We start from the raw sequence: 19219 nt of genomic DNA, 5'->3' as shown, positions 1-19219 counted from the left end.
GGGGCAGCGGTCAGCCGGGCATCGGCACGGGGGCTGCGAGGCGGACCGCGGTATGGCCGGGTCGCGGGTGCGGCGTCGGCATCACCAGCAGGCAGTCGTCGCAGGGCGTGCAGATCTCGTCGCCGCCATCGCGAGCGATCGGCGTGCCGGCGCGCGGGATGATGGTGCCGCCACGATAGGGGTGCAGGAAGGCGAAGGCATGGCTGCGCGCGGTGATGGTGACGATCACCCGGGCGCGCGGCGAGGGCGGCGGCCGTTGGGCAGGCGCATCGTCGGGTCGGTCGAGCATGTCGAGGGCGCGCATCGCGCCGAGCACCGCGTTCTCGCTGATGCGTACGCTGGCGCGGTGCCAGTGCGGGCCGGCCTCCAGCAGGCAGGCACTGGCCGGACCGTGGAAATGCGGGTGGTCGATCATGCGCGGGCCCGCCGCATGGCCGAAATCCGACACGATGGCACAGCCGAGCCCGATTGCCCCGGCGAACTCCGCGCCGTCGCCGCCATCGGGGGTGAGGATCAGGCTGTCGGAGGCAAACAGCATCGAATGCAGGTCGAGCAGCCGGTCGAAGCGCCGCAGCATCGGCAGCATCGCCGCGGCGCGCTTCAGCTCGGTCGAGCCCCCGGCATCGGCTTCGGCGAGGCGCGCGGGATCCCACACACGGTTGAGGTCCTCGTCGATGAAGCGCGATGCGGTCGGCCGGGCGGGGTCGAAGCGGTCGAACGCGTCGAGATGGGCGAAGCCGAAGGTGAGGGTGCCGCGCGAGGGTGACAGCCCTTGGCGCAGCAGCCGGTCGAGCGCGATCGCGCCGGCGAACTCATTGCCGTGGATGAGCGACACCACGCCGAGATGCGGACCCGGCGCGGTCCCGCGCAGGGTAATGAAGCCGGGCACGTCGGCATTGCCGCAGCGCCAGGGGGAGAGGTCGGGCGGGACGAGGTCGACGTCCGACCACGATTCCCGTGGCAGGGCGCCGAGTTCGACGTTGAGCTGGCGGCATTCCACCCGCATTCAGGCGCGGGCGACGGTGCTGTCGACCAGGCGACGGAGGAAGACGTCGCAGGCCTCCAGCTCGCTGACGGCGATCCATTCGTCCGGCTGGTGGGCCTGGGCGATATGGCCCGGGCCGCAGACGATCGTGGCGATGCCGGCATTCTGGTAGATGCCGGCCTCGGTACCGTAGCTGACGCGGCCCTCGGCATTGTGGCCACTGGCATGGCGTACCGACTGGGCGAGCGCGTGGCCGGGGGGAAGCGACAGCGGCGGCAGCTCGTTGAGAATCTCGTAGACAAAGCCACTCCCGCCGCCGGCCTTGAGGGCGGGCTCGATGTGACGGGCGACATGGTCCTGCAGCCGGGTGAGCTCGGCCAGGGCATCGTCGCCGGGGACGGTGCGCCATTCCATGTCGAATTCGGCCGATTCGGGAATGATGTTGAGGATCGCGCCGCCGCTGATGGTGCCGACATGGGTGGTGGAAAAGGGCGGGTCGAAGCCGTCGACGCGGACGCCCTCGCGGGCGAGGCGGTCCTGTTCGTCGGCGACGCGAGCGACGGCACGGGCGGCGGCATGGATCGCGTTGGCGCCGAATTCCGGCTGGCTGGAATGACCCGCCTTGCCGCGCACGCGCACGCGCAGCGACAGGCGGCCCTTGTGCGCGACGATCGGCTTCATGCCGGACGGCTCGCCGACCACGCACCAGTCCGGCTTGTCGCCGGTGGCGTCGAGATGGGCGACGAGCGCGGTGGCGCCGGCGCAATTGACCTCTTCGTCGTAGGTGACGAACAGATGGACCGGGCGGTGCAGGCGCCGCTCGAGCAGGTCGGGCACGCAGGCAAGGGCGGAAGCGACGAAGCCCTTCATGTCGACGGCGCCGCGCGCATGCAGCCGGCCGTTCGCCTCGCGCAGGGTGAAGGGGTCGCTGCTCCAGGCCTGGCCGTCGACCGGGACGGTATCGACATGGCCGGAGAGCGCGAGGCCGCCCGGGCCGCGCGGGCCGATCACCGCGTGCAGATTGGCCTTGCCGCCGCCGGCATCGGGGAGGATCTCGGCCTCCACGCCACGCTGCAGCAACCAGGCGGCGATCCAGTCGATCAGGTCGCGGTTGGGGTTGCGGCTGGTGGTATCGAACGAGACCAGCCGGTCGAGGATCTCGCGCGTGGTGTGGGCGTCGAGGGATGGGGCGGAGTGCGGGGCGGGCATGGCGATACTGTATACGTGCGCAGCCATGCTAACCATGCGGTCGTGACGATCTCTACCACTGCCGCCACGACACCCTCCGCGCATCGTCTGTCGATGCCGCACCGCCTGTGGCAGAGCCTGCCTGCGGGCGCGCGGCGGGAAGCATTGGCGGCGCTGACGTCGCGGCTCGCGCCACAGCCGGACCGGAGACCGCCGGCATGTCCGGCAGGCGGGCTGGCGATCGGCGGAGGGTTTTCCGAGGCGTCCGGCCTCGGCGAGAGCGCGCGCCTGTTGTCGTCTGCATGTGACACGCTCGGGCTGCCGCATCACGACGTCGAGATCGCGACCGGCCGGCGGGTGCGCGAGCGGCTGCCGGCGGCGATGCCGCTGTTGCTCAATCTCAATCCGGCGCAGCTCGGGGCGAGTCTGCTGGGACTGCGCCGCGACGCGCTGCGCGGACGGCTGGTGGTAGGGTACTTTCCCTGCGAACTGCCGGTGCCGCCGCCCTCATGGCGGCATGCCATGCGGCTGATCCACAGGCTGTGGTGTCCGTCGCGCTTTGCGGCCGAGGCGTTCGCGCCCTGGGCGAGAGGGGTGGTCGATGTGGTGCCGCATCCTGTGGCACTTTCGCCGCCAGCGCCCTCCACGCTCGGCCGGGCGGCGTTGGGCTGGCCGAAGGAGACGGTGGTGGTGCTGGTGTCGTTCAGCCTCGCCTCCAGCTTCGAGCGCAAGAACCCGCTGGCGGCGATTGCCGCCTTCCGTCAGGCGTTCGGCGCGCGGCCGGACCGGCTGCTGATCATCAAAGCGGGTCATGCGGCGGGGCATGACGGGGATCTGGCCCGGCTGCGGGAAGCGGCGGCGGGTGCGGACAACATCCGGATCGACACCGTGCTGCGCAGCCGGGCGGATGCGCATGCGATGACGCTGGCGTCCGATATCGTGCTGTCGCTGCATCGCAGCGAGGGGTTCGGGCTGGTGCCGGCAGAGGCGATGCTGCTGGGCCGGCCGGTGGTGGCGACGGACTGGTCGGGGACGACGGATTTTCTCGATGCGTCCTGCGGGGTTCCGGTGCCCTTCCGGCTGGTGCCGGCGCGCGACCCGCGCGGCGTGTTCGAAGCGCCCGGCGCCTGCTGGGCGGACGCGGATGTCGAGGCGGCCGCGGCGGCGCTGGTGATGCTGGCCGAGGATCCCGGGCTTCGTGCCAGGCTGGGAGCGGCAGCGCAGGCGCAGGCGCAGGCGCGGCTGGACGGGCGTGGGCTGCTCGACGCGTCGGCGCGAATCGGTATCATGCCGACAGTGAGCAATACCGCGTGAAGGTCCTGGTCTGGCAATGGGGGCGATACGGGGCTGGCCCGCGTATCGCCGTTGAGCTTGCCCGCGGGCTGGCCCGGTTGCCGGATGTGTCGGTGGTGCTGTCACTGTCGCACGAGGCGGAGATCATGGGACATCTGCCGGCGGAGCTGCCGCCCGGCTGCGTGCTGCCGGTGCGGACCTATCGCAGCAAGGCGGGCTATCTCGGGCGGCTGGTCGGGTCGCCGGCGATGACGCTGGCGATGGTGCGGCGTCTGCGCGGCCTGCGCTGCGACCTGGCGATCTGTGCGATGCCGGGTCCGCTCGATCTGGTGATGCAGGGGGCGTTACGGCTGTGCGGGGTTGCGAACGTGGTGGTGGTGCATGACGCCCAGGCGCATCCGGGCGACGGCTTTCCGCTGCAGATGACGCTGCAGCGCCTGCTGGTCCGCGGCAGCGATGCGGTGGTGACATTCAGCCGCTATATCGCCGGCATGCTGCACGAGCAGGGCGTGTCCAGGCCGGTGATCGTCGAGCGGTTGCCGCCGCTGGGGTTCGACCGGCCGCCGCCGCCGCCGGGCGGACATGACGGGCCCCTGCGGCTGCTGAGCTTTGGACGTCTGCTGCCCTACAAGGGGCTGGACCTGCTGCTGGAGGCGATGCGCACGCTCGGGCCACGCGGCGATCTCGAACTGCGCGTGGTGGGCAGCGGGCCGCCGAGCCCGGAACTGGAGGCACTGGCGGGGCTGCCGGGGGTGAGCGTGGAAAACCGCTGGGTGCCGGAGGACGAGGTGCCCTTGCTGATCGGCTGGTCGGACGCGTTGGTGCTGCCCTATCGCGAAGCCAGCCAGAGTGGGGTCGCGGCGATGGCGGTGGCCGGACGACGACTGGTGGTGGCGACCGATGTGGGCGGGCTGTCGGAACAGTTCGATCCCGGCATGGCGGTCATCTGCCACCCCGAAGGTGGGGCGATCGCCGCCGGGATCGAGACGCTGCTGGCGCGGCGCGCTGACGGCACGCTGGCCGCCTCTGCCGCCACGGATGGCTGGCCCGAACTGGCGGGCCGGCTGCTGGACGCGATCGGACACAGCCTGCCGCAGGTCGCCACGAGGGCGAGGCGGGAGGCGTCCCCGGTCACGGCCTCGTGGGCGGGGAACTGATCCCGCCGGTCAGGCGGCCAGCTGGTCCGGCTCCAGCACCGGCACCCGCGCGCGGATCAGTTTCTCGATGCTGCGCAGGAACGCGCGTTCGGATGCATCGCAGAAGCTGATCGCCATGCCGTCGGCGCCGGCGCGCGCGGTGCGGCCGATGCGGTGGACATAGCTCTCGGGGATGTTGGGCAGGTCGAAATTGATCACGTGCGTCACGCCGTCGACATCGATGCCGCGGGCGGCGATGTCGGTGGCGACCAGCACGCGGACATCGCCGGTGCGGAAGGCGCCGAGCGCGCGGTCACGCTGACCCTGGCTCTTGTTGCCATGGATGGCGGCCGAGGCGATGCCGGATTTCTCCAGATGTTCGACCACGCGATCGGCACCGTGTTTGGTGCGGGTGAACACCAGGGTGCGGCCCATGTCCTTGCGGCGCAGCACCGAGGCGAGCAGCGTGCGCTTGCGGGCGGCATCGACGAACACCACGCGCTGCTCGATGCGCTCGGCGGTGGTGGCGACGGGCGTGACGGCGACATGCACCGGATCATGCAGGAGCTGACCGGCCAGGGCACTGATTTCCTTCGGCATCGTGGCCGAGAAGAACAGGCTCTGACGCTTGGCGGGCAGATGCTGGGCGATCTTGCGGATCGGAATGATGAAGCCGAGATCGAGCATGTGATCGGCCTCGTCGAGCACCAGGATCTCGGTGGCATCAAGGCGGATCTCGCCCTCGTTCATCAGGTCGAGCAGGCGGCCGGGGGTGGCGACGAGCACGTCGACACCGGGCGCCATGGCGCGGACCTGACGGCCTTTCGGCACGCCGCCGAACACCAGCGCGGTGCGCATCGGCGTATCACGGCCATAGGCGCGGAAGCTGTCGGCGATCTGGCTGGCGAGCTCGCGGGTCGGCGAAAGCACCAGCACGCGGCAGCCCTTCTTGGGCGCCCGCTGCTGCGGGTTGGCGAGCAGACGGTGCAGGATCGGCAGGGCGAAGGACGCGGTCTTGCCGGTGCCGGTCTGGGCGATGCCCTGCACGTCACGGCCGGCCATCGCGTGCGGGATCGCCTGCGCCTGGATCGGTGTGGGAGTGGTGTAGCCTTCACGCGCAAGCGCGGTCAGCAGCGGAGCTGCAAGGCCAAGGTCGGAAAAGCTGGTCATCGTGATCTTTCGTCTGGCGCGCACCTTGTGGAAGTGCGCGTCGGGCGATCGGCGGGATCGCGAACCGGCGCAGGCGATACCCTTCTTGTGCTGGCAGCGCCGGTCACGGCGGCTGGGGCGATCGCCTGACCGATCGCCGAGGACACGCCTCGTGACGATGGATGGTCCGGCAATGCCTGGCGGGAGGGCGTCGTTGACGCGCTGCACAAATCGGGGCTGGGGTGCCGAAAGTCAAGTAAATTCGATGTTTCGCACTACGAAGCGCCCGCTTGACCGGTGCTGCACATGCGCCCGACAAGCCTTGCGATGGATGCCCTGATACTGAGCGAGAATCTGGCCGGGCTGCGTGCCCAGGCCTGGGGACTGGCCGAGCTCGCGGGGCTGGCGCACCGGACCGTCGATGTCGTGCCGAGCGGGTTGATGCGGCATCTGCCGGCGCGGTTCTGGCCGGCTCCGCTGGCGGCAGTCTCCGGGCAGGATGTCGACGGGGCGGCACTGACGATCTCGGTCGGCGGCAAGGCGGCGGCGGTGGGCGCGGCGCTGCGCCGGCGCGACGGGCGCCATCTGGTGCAGGTGCAGAACCCGCGATTCGATCTGCGGCGATTCGATCTGGTGGTGGTCAACGCGCATGACGAGATCACCGGGGCGAACGTGCTGGTCAGCCGCACGGCGCTGCACGGCATCACGCCGGCGCGGCTGGCGCAGGCGCGGACCCGCTGGTCGGAAGCGTTCGCGCCGCTGGGGCGGCCGCTGGTGGCGGTGCTGGTGGGCGGGGCGAACGGGCGCTTTCGTTTCGATACGCCTGACGCGGCCGCCCTGGCCGGGCAGTTGGCACAGATGATGGATCGCGACGGGGTTTCGCTGGCGCTGACCGCCTCGCGGCGCACGGGTGCGGCGCAGCGTGCGGTGCTGAACGACGCACTTGCACCGCGCGGGGCGTTCGTCTGGGACGGGATGGGTGACAATCCTTATCTGGGGCTGCTGGCCTCTGCGGATGCGTTCGTGGTGACGGCTGACAGCGTGTCGATGGTGTCGGAGGCGGCGGCGACCGACCGGCCGGTAATGGTCGCGCCGATGCGTGGAACATCACGCCGGATCGGACTGTTTCTCGATCGGCTGATTGACGCCGGACGGGTGCGGCCGTTCAGTGGCCGGATGCAGGACTGGGCGGTGGAGCCGCTCGATGACGGGCCCTGGATCGCCGCCGAGATGAAGCGGAAGCTGGGGATGCGGGTTTAGTGGGAAAGCAGACTTCGAATGCTTGATATCAGGACCTTCGACGCGCAGCGCGGCGGCAACGTTCTCTACAAGGCGCTGGCCCATCCGCTGGCGGCCGAGGCGCTGTCGCGGCTCGGTGCGGGGATCGAGGGGCGGCTGGCGGTGTATGACCCCGACGGGGCGGCGTCGATGCTCTATGCGCTGCATCCTGCCCTGCCTCGGCCGGCGGAGCTCTATGTCCATGACGTCGAGCAGGTGGGTGTGGCGCGTCTGGGCTGCGAGACCCGGGCGGTGGTCGAGCTGGGCGTGTCGCAGGCCAATACGGTGCTGGTGGCGGCGTTCGACTCGGGTCGGATCGCTGCCAGGCTAGCGGGGCTGCTGCCGCAGGGGATGCGGCTGGTCACGCTCGACGAGGCGCGGTTGCCGGACGGCATGCTGACCAGCCGGCGGAGCTATCTCGACAGGCTGAACTTCGCGACCAATTTCGCCTTTTTCCGCGATGCCGACGGGTTGTCCTCGCGGCTGGTGACGGCGAATTACTGGTCGGATTACGGGGCGTCGTCGGTGCGGTTGTGGCTGCGGCTGTTCGACGGCGCGGGCGAGGCGCTGGCAAGCTGGGAGCAGGAGGTGGCACCCGGTGCCGCAGGGATCGTGATCGACAGCCGCGAGGTCCGGCAGCGCTTCGGGCTGGGGCCGTTCGCGGGGCAGTTGTTCGTGCATGCGATCGGCGTCGCCGGGCACGATGTGGTGAAATACGCGCTCGATACGTATGGCCATGACGGCGAGCCCAGCCTGTCGGTGACGCACGATGCCAATGCATGGCCGTCGGACCGCTATGCGGGACTGCCGGCACCGCGGCCGGACGAGACGGTGATGCTGTGGGTGCAGAACAGCCACGCCGCCCCCATTCCGCCGGGTGCGATCACGCTTGATCGGATGGGAGCGGAGCAGCCGGTGGCGATCGGGACCGAGATCGCGCCGTTCGCAAGTGTGCAGGTGGATGTGGCGGCGCTGCTGCCGGGTCTGGCCTGGCCGGCGCAGATCGAGGTTCGCAGTGGGCGGCATGTGGTGCGGCCACGCTATGAAGTTGTGCGTGCGGGGCGGACGCGGATCGCGCACATGAATGTCGAGCGCGCGGATCTCAGGCCCGAACCGGCGATCGGCACATTGCCGGCCTCGCTGGGGCGGGGGTTCGTGCTGCCGTTCCCGGTCCTCGATCCGACGATCTATCGCAGTATCGTGCTGCCGACGCCGATGGCGGAGACGCAGGCGGACCTGCCGCTGCGGGTGGATGTGTTCGACCGCGAGGGACAGCTCGTCGCCCAGCGCTTTCTCGGCCGACTAGCCCGGTCGCATGCCTGCGCGCTCGATCTTGCCGAACTCCGCGCGCCGGCAGGCCATGCGGAGCTGGTCTACGATTTCCGCGACGGTGGCGGGGCGGATGGCTGGATGCATGCGCTGGTGCGCTACGAACGCCATGCCGGCGTGCCCCATGCGGCAGAGACCAGCTTCGGGGCGCATATCTTCAACACGCTGATGACCTGGCGCGACGAACCGCAATCGTATTCGGGGCCGCCACCGGGGCTCAGCACGCGGTTGTTCCTCAAGCTCGGCCACGAGAGTACGCGCAGTTTCTGCGTGCTGATCTACCCGGCCTCGGCACCGTGGCGCGAGCAGTCGCAGACCACGCTGATCCTGCATGATGCGGCGGGGACGGTGATCGGCGAGGCGGCACTCGCGATCGCCTGCTCCGGCTCGGCGCTTGTCGAGCCGGAGGTGATCTTCGGTGCACGACGGATCGCCGAGGCGGGGGTTGGCGGTTATGTGCTGATCCGCGACACGACATGCCGGCTGTTCGGCTATCACGGGTTGAGCGATGCGAGTGGGGCATTCTCGCTCGATCACATGTTCGGCTTCTAAGGGCGGGGGCGAAGACCATGCGGCGCGGTGTGAGGCTGGGTCTCGCGATCGTTGCGGTGGCCGCGTCGAGCGGTTGCGCGGCCCGTCAGGGCACGGACGTGGATTGCATCAGGCAGAAGCTGGGCGGGGTCGACAGCGTCTCGATGGCTGTCGCGGCGAAGATCTGCGGCCACGTGGTCGACGGGCGGCTGACGCCGCTCGACCTGCACGGCGCGCCCGAGCTCCAGGTCGAGGCGCGCCACTCGGGAGTCGCCTACACGCCCTAGGACGAGCGGACTTTTGAGGTTTCCCGGCGGCACTGGTTCCTTACCGGACCGACTCGGCAATGATGCCTTGATCGGCGCCCTTGGAGGGCCGTGTCGTGTCGTCGGGAGCATGATTTTCGAGGTCGGATGGTGGGTGCGACAGGGATTGAACCTGTGACCCCCGCCGTGTGAAGGCGATGCTCTACCGCTGAGCTACGCACCCATCCGAACGGCTCGGTGGCGGGGTTCTATGGGATTCGGAGAGGGGAGGCAAGAGGGCTGTGCGGGGTGTCTGCACCGCACAGCCCTGCCGGAAGGTCAGGCCGCGCCGAAGCTGCCGGTAATGGCGCGCGCGATGTTCTGGGCGAAGGCGGCCGGGTTGCGGGGCATCTCGCCATCCTGGATCAGGGCAAGGTCGAGCAGTACCGGGGCCGCATCGGCAACCTTGTCGGGGTGGTCGGCGAGGCTGCGGATCAGTTCGTGGCGGGGATTGACCTCCAGCACCGGAGCCAGGCCGGGAAAGCTCTGGCCGCTGCGCTTCATCAGACGCTGCATCTGCAGGTCGGGACCGGCCTCGCTCGCGGCGAGAATGACCGGACTGCGCGCCAGGCGGTCGGTGGAGCGGACGTCCGACACCGCATCTCCGAGCGCTGTCTTGAGACTCGCCAGAAGCTCGGCGACGTCGGGCGCGGGGTCGGGCTCGCCGTCGGTGCGCGGCAGCGCGGCGAGATCGGCAGCGCCCTGGGTGATGCTGCGCAGCGGCTTGCCGTCGAAGTTGGCGAGCCGCTCCGGCCAGAACGCATCGACCGGATCGGTCAGCAACAACACCTCGATGCCGCGGTCGCGGAAACCTTCGAGCTGGGCAGAATCGCGCAGCGCTTCGAGCTTGTCACCCGCGAGATAATAGATCGCTTCCTGCTCCGGCTTCATGCGGCCGACATAATCGGCAAGTCCGGTCAGGCCCTCGGCCGTCGATGAGTGGAAGCGGGAGAGGCCGGCGATCTCGGTGCGGTGCTCGGCATCCTCCCACAGGCCTTCCTTGAGGATCGCGCCGAAATTGTTCCAGAACACGGAATAGGAGTCGATGTCGCTGCTGCGGTTCTTCAGTTCGGTGAGCACGCGGTTGGTTACCGCCTTGCGGATGCGCACGAGCACGGGCGTGGTCTGGAGCATCTCGCGCGAGACGTTGAGCGGCAGATCCTCGGTGTCGACCACGCCCTGCACGAAGCGCAGCCAGGGCGGCAGCAGATTCGCGTCATCGGTGATGAACATGCGCCGCACATGCAGCCGGATCTTGCTCTCGCGGGCGTCCTCGACGGGCATGAACGGCTTCATGCCCGGAATGAACAGCAGCACGGCATATTCCAGCGTACCCTCGGCGCGCCAGTGCAGCACCGCCCAGGGCTTGTCGAAGGCATGCGCGACGTGGCGGTAGAAGTCTTCGTACTGTTCTTCGGTGACCTCGGATTTCGGCTTGCGCCAGAGCGCGGTCGCCTCATTGGCGGCGACATATTCGCCGTCGCGCTGGAGCTTGACCGGTAGGGTGATGTGGTCGGCCCATTTGCGAATGATGGCTTCGAGACGGTGCGGCTCGAGAAATTCCTCGGCATCGGACTTGATGTGCAGAACGATGTCGGTGCCGGGAAGCTCGCGCGTCGCGGGGCGGATCTCGTAGGTGCCGCGTCCGTCGGAGGTCCAGGCCCAGGCCTGGTCGTCGCCGGCGCGGCGGGAGACCACTTCCACGCGGTCCGCGACCATGAAAGCTGCATAGAAGCCGACGCCGAACTGTCCGATGAGGCTGGGACGGTCCTCAGGTTTCGCATCGGCGAGGTTCTGGCCGAAGGCGCGGGTGCCGGAACGGGCAATGGTGCCGAGATTGGCGATCAGCTCGTCACGCGACATGCCAATGCCGTCATCCGTGATGGTCAGCGTGTGCGCGGCCTGGTCGGGGGTAATGCGGACGGCGGCGTCTTCGGGCAGCGCAAGCTCGGCTCGGGTCAGGGCCTCGAACCGGCGGCGATCGGTCGCGTCGGCGGCGTTGGCAACCAGCTCGCGGAGGAAGATCTCGCGCTCAGAATACAGTGAGTGCACCACCAGATCGAGAAGGCGGCCGACTTCGGCGCCGAACTCGTGCTGCTCGGCGGCAGTCTGGGTTTCGTGGAGGGTCGAATCGTCGCTCATCGGGCACCTTGCGGAAGAGGTTTCTCGCGCGCCGTCGCGGCGCAGGTCGCCGACCGATATGCGGCAGGCCAGACGGGCTTTCAACCCGCCGGACTGATGGGATCCGAGTGCCGTGGGGCCGTCAGTCGGGGCGGCGTTGACCGGCGAAGGCAACCATCGCGATCGGCATCGAGCGATAGGCCGCGAGGCCCTGACCGCTGACATGGGTCTGAACGGGTCCGGAGTTGCGGATGATGCGACCGATGCCGCCGAGCAGGGGGCCGCCGCTGGGGGGGACCGGCCCGACGCCGGCGCCGAGGCTGGCGAACTGCGATGAGAGTTCAGGTGCAGCGGAGGGTGTTCGGGCGCGGCGCTCAGATGCGGGTCTGCCGTGCGGCGTATCCTCGGGCTCCGCCCAGGCCTCGAGAACCTTGCGCTGGTAGTCGTTGCCGAGTTCGGGGGTCTGCGAATGGTAGGCGGCCGCGGCGTGTGGCCAGCTTCCGGTCTGGGCGAAGAGCTGGGTCAGGAGATGGGCGGCATACAGAGCGTTGGCCTGCGGGTCGAAGGCCTGGTCGAGAGAGGCGAAGGCATCAGGATGGTACATGAGGTTGACCTGCATGCAGCCGACATCCATCGACTGGATGCCCTGGGCGCGGAATTGCTGGGCTGCGGCGATCGCCTCCGCCTTGCTGGCATAGAAATGGCCGATCCCCTGGGCGTTGATGGTCCATGGCCAGGCACGCATGGTTGCGGTCGCGGAATCGAGGCGACCGGATTCGACGCGGCTGATGGCGTCGAGAAGCTGATCGGGCACGCCGTTGCTGCGCTCCGCGGCGGCGGTGGCCATGTGGCAGAGGATGGATGCGCCGCCCGTCGCCGTCTGCGCAGCACCCGGGCGGACGTTTGCGATCATGAGGAGAGCGGACAGCAGCCCGACGAGGGCCGCGCGGAGGGCGAGGTGGAAGGACATTGTCCGAGACCATCGCCGATCCGGGTTAGCGCCGGGTTAACGCCTTTCAATCATCGATAGTGCGTCGGTGATTTTTTCTCTTTGTGCAGTGCAAAAAACGGTTGACGCTTTCGGCAGGCCGCTCTAGATCTGTTCTCGACGGTGCTGCTTTGCACGCCGTCTTGGACGTTTCCTCCCTAAACTTGGCGGTGCCTTCGGGCGCCGCTTTTTTTTGCCGTATGTGCGGCGCTCAGGCGCGCATTTCGGCGATCATGCGTGCGACCAGCGCCTCAATCAGGGAACGGATGCGCGAGAAGCCGCGACCTGCCTGATAGGTGCCGCGCTGCAGGTAGAGCGGCCGGGCAATCTCGATCTGGATGGCGTGGATATTGGCCTCGGGTCGACCGTAATGACGCGTGATGTAGCCGCCGGCGTAGGGCTGGTTGCGGATCGTGCGCAGGCCGGCTTCGGCGGCCACGCTTTCGGCGACCCGCAGCAGGGCGGGAGCGGCACTGGTGCCGAAGGCGTCCCCGAAGACCAGGTCGGGGTCGGTGGCATGCGAGCGGGGCATCGAGTGGCAGTCGAGCAGCAGGCAGGCGCCGAAACGGGCCTGCAACGACTCGATCGTGACGCGGAGTGTATGGTGGAAGGGTTGCCAGTAGGCGGCGATTCGGTGCTGGGCTTCGGAAAATCGCAGCCGATGGCCGTAGATGTGGTCGCCCGCTGCGGCGAAGCGGGCGATGGTGCCGTAGCCTTGGCCGATTCTCGGGCTGGCGGTGTCGCAGTAGCCGGGCAGAGTCTCGACGAACATCGCCGGGTCGAGCTCCCATGGGCCGCGGTTGAGATCGCAGAACACGCGCGGGATATTGGCGCACAGCACGGTGGCGCCGAGTTGTGGTGCACCTGCAACGAGCTGGTCGACCAGGCTGTCCTCGCTGGCGCGCAGCCGGGCGAGCGGCAGGCGGGTCTGAGCCAGTAAATCGGGGATGTAGTCCGTACCGGAATGGGGCGAGGTGATCAGGACCGGCACCGGCCGAGCGGCAGGCGGGAGCAGCCGCGGCGGGCGAACCTCGGTGAGGGGTGCGATCGTGTCTTGCGGAAGCGGGCGCATGTCGCTAGAACCCGCCCACCGTCGGATGGGCGCGTAGCTCAGCGGTAGAGCACTGCCTTGACATGGCAGGGGTCACAGGTTCAAACCCTGTCGCGCCCACCATCCATATTCCTTCCATATCAGTCTATTACGACGCTGACGCGTCTCAAGCGCGATCACGACGCTGACGCGTCGAGGGCCGCCTGCAGGATATAGGCGGCCGCCACTTTATCGACGATCTCGGCGCGTCTGGCGCGGGTGATGTCCAGTTCGCTGATCAGCATCCGGTTGACTGCGCTCGACGAGAGACGTTCGTCCCACAGGGCCAGCGGCAGGTCGGTCTGCTCGCTCAGCGCGGTCGCCCAGTCGCGGATGGCCTGGGCGGCTGGGCCGAGCGTGCCGTCGAGCGACAGCGGCAGGCCGCAGACCAGACCCCCTACCCGTTCCCGCGTGGTGATCGCCGAAAGTTCACGCGCATTGACCGAGAGCTTCGCACGACGGAGCGTATCATAGGGCGAGGCCAGCATCAGGGTGGCGTCGGACAGGGCGAGGCCGATGGTCTTGCTGCCGGGGTCGAGGCCAAGTAGGCGCTGGCCACGGGCCAGGCCCGCTCGCAGATCGGTCATGTTGAGTAACGCCATGGCGGCGTTTATGGTCCGCCGGCGTCGTGCTGACCAGATTTGATGCATCCGACCGCCCGGTTTCCGCTGAAGGCTCAGGCCCCGGGCGGTCCGGGCCGGTCGTGTTGCCGGGCCGGCATGGGGCTGGATATGTCTTGCAGGGAGCGTGCTGCCGATGTCGCTTGAATCCGCGACGATAAAGAAGATCGCCCGTCTGGCGCGGATCGGGCTCGATGAGGCGGCGGTGACGCGGCTGCAGGCCGAACTGAACGGAATTGTCGGCTGGGTGGAGCAACTCAACGAGGTCGATGTCAGTGGTCTGGCGCCGCTGGCCTCGGTGAGCGGCACCACGCTGCATCTGCGCGCCGATGTCGTGAACGATGGTGGGGATCGGGAGGCGGTGCTGGCCAATGCGCCCGGGCGCGAGGGGCCGTTTTTTGCCGTGCCGAAGGTGGTCGAGTGATGTTGACGGATCTGTCGATTGCCGGTGCGGCCGAGGGGCTGCGTCGGCGTGAGTTCTCCGCGGTCGAATTGGTGGATGCGCATCTCGACGGGATCGAGGCGCTCAACGGGCGGCTGAATGCCTATATTACGGTGGTCGCGGATCAGGCGCGGGCAGCGGCGCGGCAGGCGGACGGCGCCCTGGCCGGCGGTGATGTGCCGGTGCTGACCGGGATTCCGCTCGCGATCAAGGATCTGTTCTGCACGCAGGGTGTGCGGACGACGGCCGCGAGCCGGATCCTGGGCAATTTCATCCCGCCCTACGAGAGCACGGTGACGGCGAACCTGCTGCGCGAGGGCGCGGTGTTCCTCGGCAAGGTCAATCTCGACGAATTCGCGATGGGGTCGTCGAATGCGACCTCGGCGTTCGGACCGGTCGTCAGCCCCTGGACGCGCGGCGATGGCGCGTCGCTGGTGCCGGGGGGATCGTCGGGCGGGTCAGCGGCGGCGGTCGCAGCCGGGTTGGCGATGGGGGCGACCGGGACCGATACCGGCGGGTCGATCCGTCAGCCGGCGGCGTTCACCGGCATTGCCGGTATCAAGCCCACCTACGGGCGGTGCAGCCGCTGGGGGACGATCGCATTTGCGAGCTCGCTGGACCAGGCGGGACCGCTCGCGCGCAGCGTCGAGGACTGCGCGATCCTGCTGGGTGCGATGGCCGGGTATGACCCCAAGGACAGCACCAGCGCGGACCGCGCTGTGCCGGATTATCGCTCGGCATGCACGCGCAGCCTGCGCGGTGTGCGGATCGGTATCCCGAAGGAATATCGGCCGGAGGGACTGTCGCCGGAGATCGAGGCGATGTGGGAGAGCGGCATCGCCTGGCTCCGCGAGGCGGGATGCGAGATTGTCGATGTCTCGCTGCCGCACACGAAATATGGGCTGGCGACCTATTACATCGTCGCCCCGGCAGAGGCTTCGTCGAACCTCGCCCGCTACGACGGGGTACGATTCGGTGAGCGGGTCGCCGGGGCAACGCTCGACGAGCTGTACGAGAATACGCGCGCGGCCGGATTCGGCGCCGAGGTGCAGCGGCGGGTGCTGATCGGCACCTATGTGCTGTCGTCGGGTTACTATGACGCCTACTACCTGCGTGCGCAGAAGGTGCGGGCGCTGATCCTGCGGGATTTCACCGAGGCTTTCGAGAAGGTGGACGCCCTGCTCACGCCGACCGCGCCGTCGGCGGCGTTCGCGCTCGGCGAGAAGATGGACGATCCGGTGCAGATGTATCTCAACGACATCTTCACTGTGCCGGCGAGCATGGCCGGGGTGCCGGCGATGTCGGTGCCGGCAGCGGTCGATGCGAAGGGGTTGCCGCTCGGATTGCAGGTAATCGGGCGTCCCTGGGACGAGGAGGGGGTGCTGGCGGTGTCGGCGGCGATCGAGCGTGCGGCAGGGTTTGCGGCGCGGCCGACGCTGCGCGCGGGAGTGGGCGCATGAGCTATGTGATCGAGGGCCGGACCGGCCCGTGGGAAATCGTCGTCGGGCTCGAGGTGCACGCCCAGGTCGTCAGCCAGGCGAAGCTGTTCTCGGGTGCGGCGACCGCGTTCGGGGCGGAGCCGAACACGCAGGTCAGCTTCGTCGATGCGGGATTCCCCGGCATGCTTCCGGTGATCAACGAATACTGCGTCGCTCAGGCCGTGCGCACCGGCCTCGGGCTTGAGGCGCAGATCAATCTGGTGAGCCGGTTCGATCGGAAGAACTATTTCTATGCCGATCTGCCGAATGGGTATCAGATCAGCCAGTTCGAGCAGCCGATCGTGGGGACCGGAAAGATCCTGATCGAGGCGCCGGGCATGGAATCGCGCGAGATCGGCATCACCAGGCTGCACCTGGAGCAGGATGCCGGCAAGTCCATGCATGACCAGGATCCCACGCGCTCGATGATCGATCTCAATCGCGCCGGGGTGGCGCTGATGGAGATCGTCAGCGAGCCGGACATGCGCTCGCCCCAGGAAGCTGCGGCCTATCTGCGCAAGCTGCGAACCATTCTGCGCTATCTGGGCACCTGCGACGGCAATATGGAGGAAGGCTCGATGCGCGCCGACGTCAACGTGTCGGTGCGCCGCGCGGGCGAGGGGTATCGGACGCGCTGCGAGATCAAGAACGTCAACTCGATCCGGTTCGTAAGCCAGGCGATCGAGGTCGAGGCGACGCGCCAGGTCGCGGTGTGGGAGGATGGCGGCGTCGTGGATCAGGAGACGCGGCTCTACGACCCGCAGCGTGGCGAGACGCGATCGCTGCGCACCAAGGAGGACGCGCACGATTATCGCTATTTTCCCGATCCGGACCTGCAGCCGCTGGTGATCAGCAAGGATTGGGTGGATGGGCTTCGCGCCGAGCTGCCTGAACTGCCGGATGCGAAGCGTGACCGGTTCGTCGCCCAGTTCGGCATTGCGCCCTACGACGCTTCGGTGCTGGTCGCCGAGCAGGCGAATGCGGCCTATTTCGAGACCGTGGCCGCGGGGCGGAACGGCAAGCTGGCGGCGGCCTGGGTGACGGGTGAGTTGTTCGCCGCATTGAATCGGCTTGGCGTCGGGATCGAGGCGAGTCCGGTCAAGGCCGCCGACCTTGGGGCTTTGCTTGATCTGATCGCCGACCAGACGATCAACGGGCGCATTGCCAAGGACGTCTTCGAGGACATGGTCGAAACCGGCCGGCCGCCGGGCGAGATCGTCGCGTCGCGAGGCCTGCGACAGGTCACCGATACCGGGGCGATCGACACGGCCGTTGCTACCGTGCTGGCAGCAAATGGCGACAAGGTGGCGGAATATCGCGGCGGCAAGGACAAGCTATTCGGTTTCTTCGTCGGGCAGGTGATGAAGGCGATGGCCGGGAAAGGCAACCCCGCCCTCGTCAATGAGGCGTTGGTCCGCGCGCTTGCGGAAAACGTCTGAGCGGCGTTTGACGCGAGCGCTGCGGCAGATTAAGAACGCGCCTGCAAACGCCGTGTGATGAGCACGCTCTTCGGCGGAGGGGTGGCCGAGTGGCTGAAGGCGGCGGTTTGCTAAACCGTTGTACGGGGTCAACCCGTACCGTGGGTTCGAATCCCATCCCCTCCGCCAGTTCACTTTCGAAAGAAAAAGACCCGTTATATCAACGGGTTTTCGAAAGTCGTTTTGCTATATAGCCCTACACGCTCCATCCCACAGCGGCCCAAATCTTTACGCAGCAGGCTCAGGGTGCCGCTGGATTGGGATGCAGGGGAGGGTGTTCAGGTTTTTGAGGAACCCCCATTGGGGTTGTGGTGGCGAGCTATGAGGCGAACGCGCGGAACGGTCAGCGTTCCACGCCCGATAGCACGGACTTTTCCTCAAAACTGAGGGGAAGGTCTTCCGTCATGTTTCGGATGCCTCGGCGCATGTCGGGCTGCTGGCGGCCTGCCTGAGATTTGGTTGCTGTGATTCCAGCAGTTTCAACATGACATCCTTTAAGGGACGCCTGCGATCCGGCGGCGCGCTGCCGCACCTCAATTGGTGCGATCGAGATAGCCGTCGGGAAGCTGACCGGGCGCGCGGTCGATCACTTCGTCATTGTCGCGGCCGCGCTGCTCGAGGAAGGTGATCTTCGCGAATTCGGGGATGACGACATAAGGGTAGGCTGGACCCTCGTCGCGAAAACGATGCATGTCGTCGATGAAGTCGTTCTGATAGCAGATCGTCTTTTCGGGATGCTGGCCATCGCCGGCGATCCATTGCGGGAAGAAGATCGTGCCATGCACCAGGCGGCGCGACAGATCGAAATACAGGCTCACACAGGTACCGGTCGGCTCATGCCAGTCCGCCTTGTAGGTGTCGGGCGAGAGCTGCACGAGCGACATCTTCTGGCCCGTCACCCAGCGGCCGCCGACGAGGCCCTGATGGATGCGGTAGTCGCACGTCGTCTCGTTGCGGGCATACCACTCGTAGCGCCAGCCATTGGCGTAGGTGTAGATGAAGTGATGGCCGACGAATGCCGACAGGTCGTTCGGCAGGCTGAGCTGGTCCGACATGGGATGAAGCCCTTGCTGAAGCCTCGGGTCGAGGCGGTTACAGGAAACGAAATGCGCTGATCGCGGTCTCGAGGATGAGATCGTGGAAGATCCGTTGGCCGGGCTGCTCGGACGCGCCTGCCGCGACCATCAGCGGCAGCAGGTGTTCCTCCTCGGGATGGGCAAACCGTGCGGATGGCGCCTGTGTCCAGCGGGCGAGTCGCTCCGCGCGCTCCGGACCCGACAGGGTCGCGGTCTCGGTCAGCCAGGCGTCGAACGCCTCGGACGGCGTCGTCGAGCGCGGATCGCCATAGCCGCGCATGTTGTGGAAGCTCATGCCCGAGCCGATGATGAGGACGCCTTCGTCACGCAGCGGCGCAAGCGCCTGCCCCGCGCGCAGATGCAGCAGCGGATCGCGCGACCGGTCGAGCGACATTTCCACGAGCGGGATATCGGCCTCGGGGAAGGCGAGCTTGAGCGGCACGAAGGCGCCGTGATCGAGCCCCCGGGATGGATCGATGCTGGCCGCGAACCCGGCCTCGCCCAGCAGGGCGGCAGCCCGCGCGGCGAGCGCCGGCGCGCCGGGGGCGGGGTAGGTCAGCCTGTAGGTATGCGCCGGGAAGCCATAGTAGTCGTAGATCAGCGGCGGGGTCTCGCTGCCGGTCAGCGCCAGGCCCCGGGTCCTCCGCCCCACGGTTGTTTGAGACACTCCGTTAGCGGACGGTCTCCGCCTCAGGGGTGAGGACGATGACGACGAACACGGGAACGATTGCC

17 protein-coding genes and 3 tRNA genes are annotated in these 19219 nt (G+C 68.0%); 10 read left to right on the top strand and 10 right to left on the bottom strand.

Features of this window, described 5'->3' with window-relative positions; translation table 11 throughout:
- Positions 1 to 10: 10 nt before the first annotated feature.
- Both FHR90_RS11355 and argE read right to left on the bottom strand, forming a co-directional pair.
- Entirely contained in the window at positions 11 to 1000 is a 990-nt protein-coding gene (locus tag FHR90_RS11355) for a M14 family metallopeptidase (protein WP_266152773.1), read from the bottom strand.
- Positions 1001 to 1006: 6 nt separating this feature from the next.
- A complete protein-coding gene (gene argE, locus FHR90_RS11350) occupies positions 1007 to 2221 on the bottom strand; it encodes an acetylornithine deacetylase (protein WP_246330217.1) in 1215 nt (404 codons plus the stop codon).
- A gap of 15 nt (positions 2222 to 2236) precedes the next feature.
- Here argE and FHR90_RS11345 point away from each other — a divergent pair, with 15 nt between their 5' ends.
- Entirely contained in the window at positions 2237 to 3487 is a 1251-nt protein-coding gene (locus tag FHR90_RS11345) for a glycosyltransferase (protein WP_266152774.1), read from the top strand.
- Positions 3484 to 4623 (top strand): glycosyltransferase, encoded by a 1140-nt coding sequence (locus tag FHR90_RS11340; protein WP_183275275.1) that lies wholly within the window; start codon positions 3484 to 3486, stop codon positions 4621 to 4623. The genes FHR90_RS11345 and FHR90_RS11340 overlap by 4 nt, the downstream gene beginning before the upstream one ends.
- A 9-nt stretch (positions 4624 to 4632) precedes the next feature.
- On the opposite strand, the gene FHR90_RS11335 is transcribed toward FHR90_RS11340, so the two are convergent.
- Entirely contained in the window at positions 4633 to 5772 is a 1140-nt protein-coding gene (locus FHR90_RS11335) for a DEAD/DEAH box helicase (protein ID WP_176626309.1), read from the bottom strand.
- Between the two features lie 306 nt (positions 5773 to 6078).
- Between FHR90_RS11335 and FHR90_RS11330 the strand changes: the two genes are divergently transcribed.
- Genes FHR90_RS11330 through FHR90_RS11320 form a run of 3 tightly spaced genes read left to right on the top strand, consistent with a single transcriptional unit; the run spans position 6079 to position 9176 of the window.
- Positions 6079 to 7011: a mitochondrial fission ELM1 family protein gene (locus FHR90_RS11330; RefSeq protein ID WP_246330216.1), complete on the top strand. Its 933-nt coding sequence runs from the start codon at positions 6079 to 6081 to the stop codon at positions 7009 to 7011.
- 18 nt (positions 7012 to 7029) lie between these two features.
- Entirely contained in the window at positions 7030 to 8910 is a 1881-nt protein-coding gene (locus FHR90_RS11325; protein ID WP_176622281.1) for a hypothetical protein, read from the top strand.
- Positions 8911 to 8927: 17 nt separating this feature from the next.
- Positions 8928 to 9176, top strand: a complete 249-nt coding sequence (locus FHR90_RS11320; RefSeq protein ID WP_183275273.1) for a hypothetical protein — start codon at positions 8928 to 8930, stop codon at positions 9174 to 9176.
- Between the two features lie 127 nt (positions 9177 to 9303).
- Here FHR90_RS11320 and FHR90_RS11315 read toward each other — a convergent pair.
- The 4 genes from FHR90_RS11315 to FHR90_RS11300 all read right to left on the bottom strand — a co-directional run bounded on the left by FHR90_RS11315 (position 9304) and on the right by FHR90_RS11300 (position 13375).
- Positions 9304 to 9378, bottom strand: a tRNA-Val gene (locus FHR90_RS11315).
- A 95-nt stretch (positions 9379 to 9473) separates the two neighbouring features.
- Positions 9474 to 11336, bottom strand: coding sequence for a molecular chaperone HtpG (gene htpG, locus FHR90_RS11310; RefSeq protein WP_176622284.1), 1863 nt, complete (start codon positions 11334 to 11336; stop codon positions 9474 to 9476).
- A gap of 121 nt (positions 11337 to 11457) precedes the next feature.
- Positions 11458 to 12285, bottom strand: coding sequence for a transglycosylase SLT domain-containing protein (locus FHR90_RS11305; protein WP_183275272.1), 828 nt, complete (start codon positions 12283 to 12285; stop codon positions 11458 to 11460).
- A gap of 229 nt (positions 12286 to 12514) precedes the next feature.
- A complete protein-coding gene (locus FHR90_RS11300) occupies positions 12515 to 13375 on the bottom strand; it encodes an N-formylglutamate amidohydrolase (RefSeq protein WP_183275271.1) in 861 nt (286 codons plus the stop codon).
- Between the two features lie 27 nt (positions 13376 to 13402).
- On the opposite strand from FHR90_RS11300, the gene FHR90_RS11295 reads away from it, so the two are divergent.
- Positions 13403 to 13477: transfer RNA gene (locus FHR90_RS11295), tRNA-Val, on the top strand.
- A gap of 53 nt (positions 13478 to 13530) precedes the next feature.
- Here the strand turns inward: FHR90_RS11295 and ruvX are convergent.
- Positions 13531 to 13995, bottom strand: a complete 465-nt coding sequence (gene ruvX, locus FHR90_RS11290) for a Holliday junction resolvase RuvX (RefSeq protein ID WP_176622292.1) — start codon at positions 13993 to 13995, stop codon at positions 13531 to 13533.
- A gap of 154 nt (positions 13996 to 14149) precedes the next feature.
- Here ruvX and gatC point away from each other — a divergent pair, with 154 nt between their 5' ends.
- From gatC to FHR90_RS11270, 4 genes are all read left to right on the top strand, one after another.
- Positions 14150 to 14437 carry an Asp-tRNA(Asn)/Glu-tRNA(Gln) amidotransferase subunit GatC gene (gene gatC / locus FHR90_RS11285; protein ID WP_176622294.1) on the top strand — a complete coding sequence of 96 codons (288 nt, stop codon included), beginning with the start codon at positions 14150 to 14152 and terminating at the stop codon, positions 14435 to 14437.
- On the top strand, positions 14437 to 15915 hold the full coding sequence (gatA, locus tag FHR90_RS11280) for an Asp-tRNA(Asn)/Glu-tRNA(Gln) amidotransferase subunit GatA (protein ID WP_176622296.1): 1479 nt from the start codon (positions 14437 to 14439) through the stop codon (positions 15913 to 15915). The genes gatC and gatA overlap by 1 nt, the downstream gene beginning before the upstream one ends.
- Positions 15912 to 17372 (top strand): Asp-tRNA(Asn)/Glu-tRNA(Gln) amidotransferase subunit GatB, encoded by a 1461-nt coding sequence (gatB, locus tag FHR90_RS11275; protein WP_176622298.1) that lies wholly within the window; start codon positions 15912 to 15914, stop codon positions 17370 to 17372. Before gatA ends, gatB begins: the two co-directional genes overlap by 4 nt.
- Before the next feature lie 75 nt (positions 17373 to 17447).
- Positions 17448 to 17540, top strand: a tRNA-Ser gene (locus tag FHR90_RS11270).
- A 404-nt stretch (positions 17541 to 17944) separates the two neighbouring features.
- Here the strand turns inward: FHR90_RS11270 and FHR90_RS11265 are convergent.
- Together FHR90_RS11265 and FHR90_RS11260 are read right to left on the bottom strand one after the other, a co-directional pair.
- A complete protein-coding gene (locus FHR90_RS11265; RefSeq protein WP_246330215.1) occupies positions 17945 to 18466 on the bottom strand; it encodes a phenolic acid decarboxylase in 522 nt (173 codons plus the stop codon).
- A 37-nt stretch (positions 18467 to 18503) separates the two neighbouring features.
- Positions 18504 to 19139, bottom strand: a complete 636-nt coding sequence (locus FHR90_RS11260; protein ID WP_266152776.1) for a DODA-type extradiol aromatic ring-opening family dioxygenase — start codon at positions 19137 to 19139, stop codon at positions 18504 to 18506.
- Positions 19140 to 19219: the final 80 nt, after the last annotated feature.

Origin of the sequence: Endobacter medicaginis (assembly GCF_014192375.1) — a bacterium.
In the GTDB taxonomy this organism is placed as follows: Bacteria; Pseudomonadota; Alphaproteobacteria; order Acetobacterales; family Acetobacteraceae; genus Endobacter; species Endobacter medicaginis.
The sequence above is the reverse complement of the archived record's forward strand: the minus strand, read 5'-3'. Positions and strand labels throughout refer to the sequence as shown.

Coding starts and splice junctions, on each gene's coding strand:
- argE (WP_246330217.1), bottom strand. CDS start 2,221: ATGGCTGCGCACGTATACAGTATCGCCATGCCCGCCCCGCACTCCGCC.
- FHR90_RS11305 (WP_183275272.1), bottom strand. CDS start 12,285: ATGTCCTTCCACCTCGCCCTCCGCGCGGCCCTCGTCGGGCTGCTGTCC.
- gatB (WP_176622298.1), top strand. CDS start 15,912: ATGAGCTATGTGATCGAGGGCCGGACCGGCCCGTGGGAAATCGTCGTC.
- gatC (WP_176622294.1), top strand. CDS start 14,150: ATGTCGCTTGAATCCGCGACGATAAAGAAGATCGCCCGTCTGGCGCGG.
- htpG (WP_176622284.1), bottom strand. CDS start 11,336: ATGAGCGACGATTCGACCCTCCACGAAACCCAGACTGCCGCCGAGCAG.
- gatA (WP_176622296.1), top strand. CDS start 14,437: ATGTTGACGGATCTGTCGATTGCCGGTGCGGCCGAGGGGCTGCGTCGG.
- FHR90_RS11320 (WP_183275273.1), top strand. CDS start 8,928: ATGCGGCGCGGTGTGAGGCTGGGTCTCGCGATCGTTGCGGTGGCCGCG.
- FHR90_RS11330 (WP_246330216.1), top strand. CDS start 6,079: ATGGATGCCCTGATACTGAGCGAGAATCTGGCCGGGCTGCGTGCCCAG.
- FHR90_RS11325 (WP_176622281.1), top strand. CDS start 7,030: ATGCTTGATATCAGGACCTTCGACGCGCAGCGCGGCGGCAACGTTCTC.
- ruvX (WP_176622292.1), bottom strand. CDS start 13,995: ATGGCGTTACTCAACATGACCGATCTGCGAGCGGGCCTGGCCCGTGGC.
- FHR90_RS11265 (WP_246330215.1), bottom strand. CDS start 18,466: ATGTCGGACCAGCTCAGCCTGCCGAACGACCTGTCGGCATTCGTCGGC.
- FHR90_RS11335 (WP_176626309.1), bottom strand. CDS start 5,772: ATGACCAGCTTTTCCGACCTTGGCCTTGCAGCTCCGCTGCTGACCGCG.
- FHR90_RS11300 (WP_183275271.1), bottom strand. CDS start 13,375: ATGCGCCCGCTTCCGCAAGACACGATCGCACCCCTCACCGAGGTTCGC.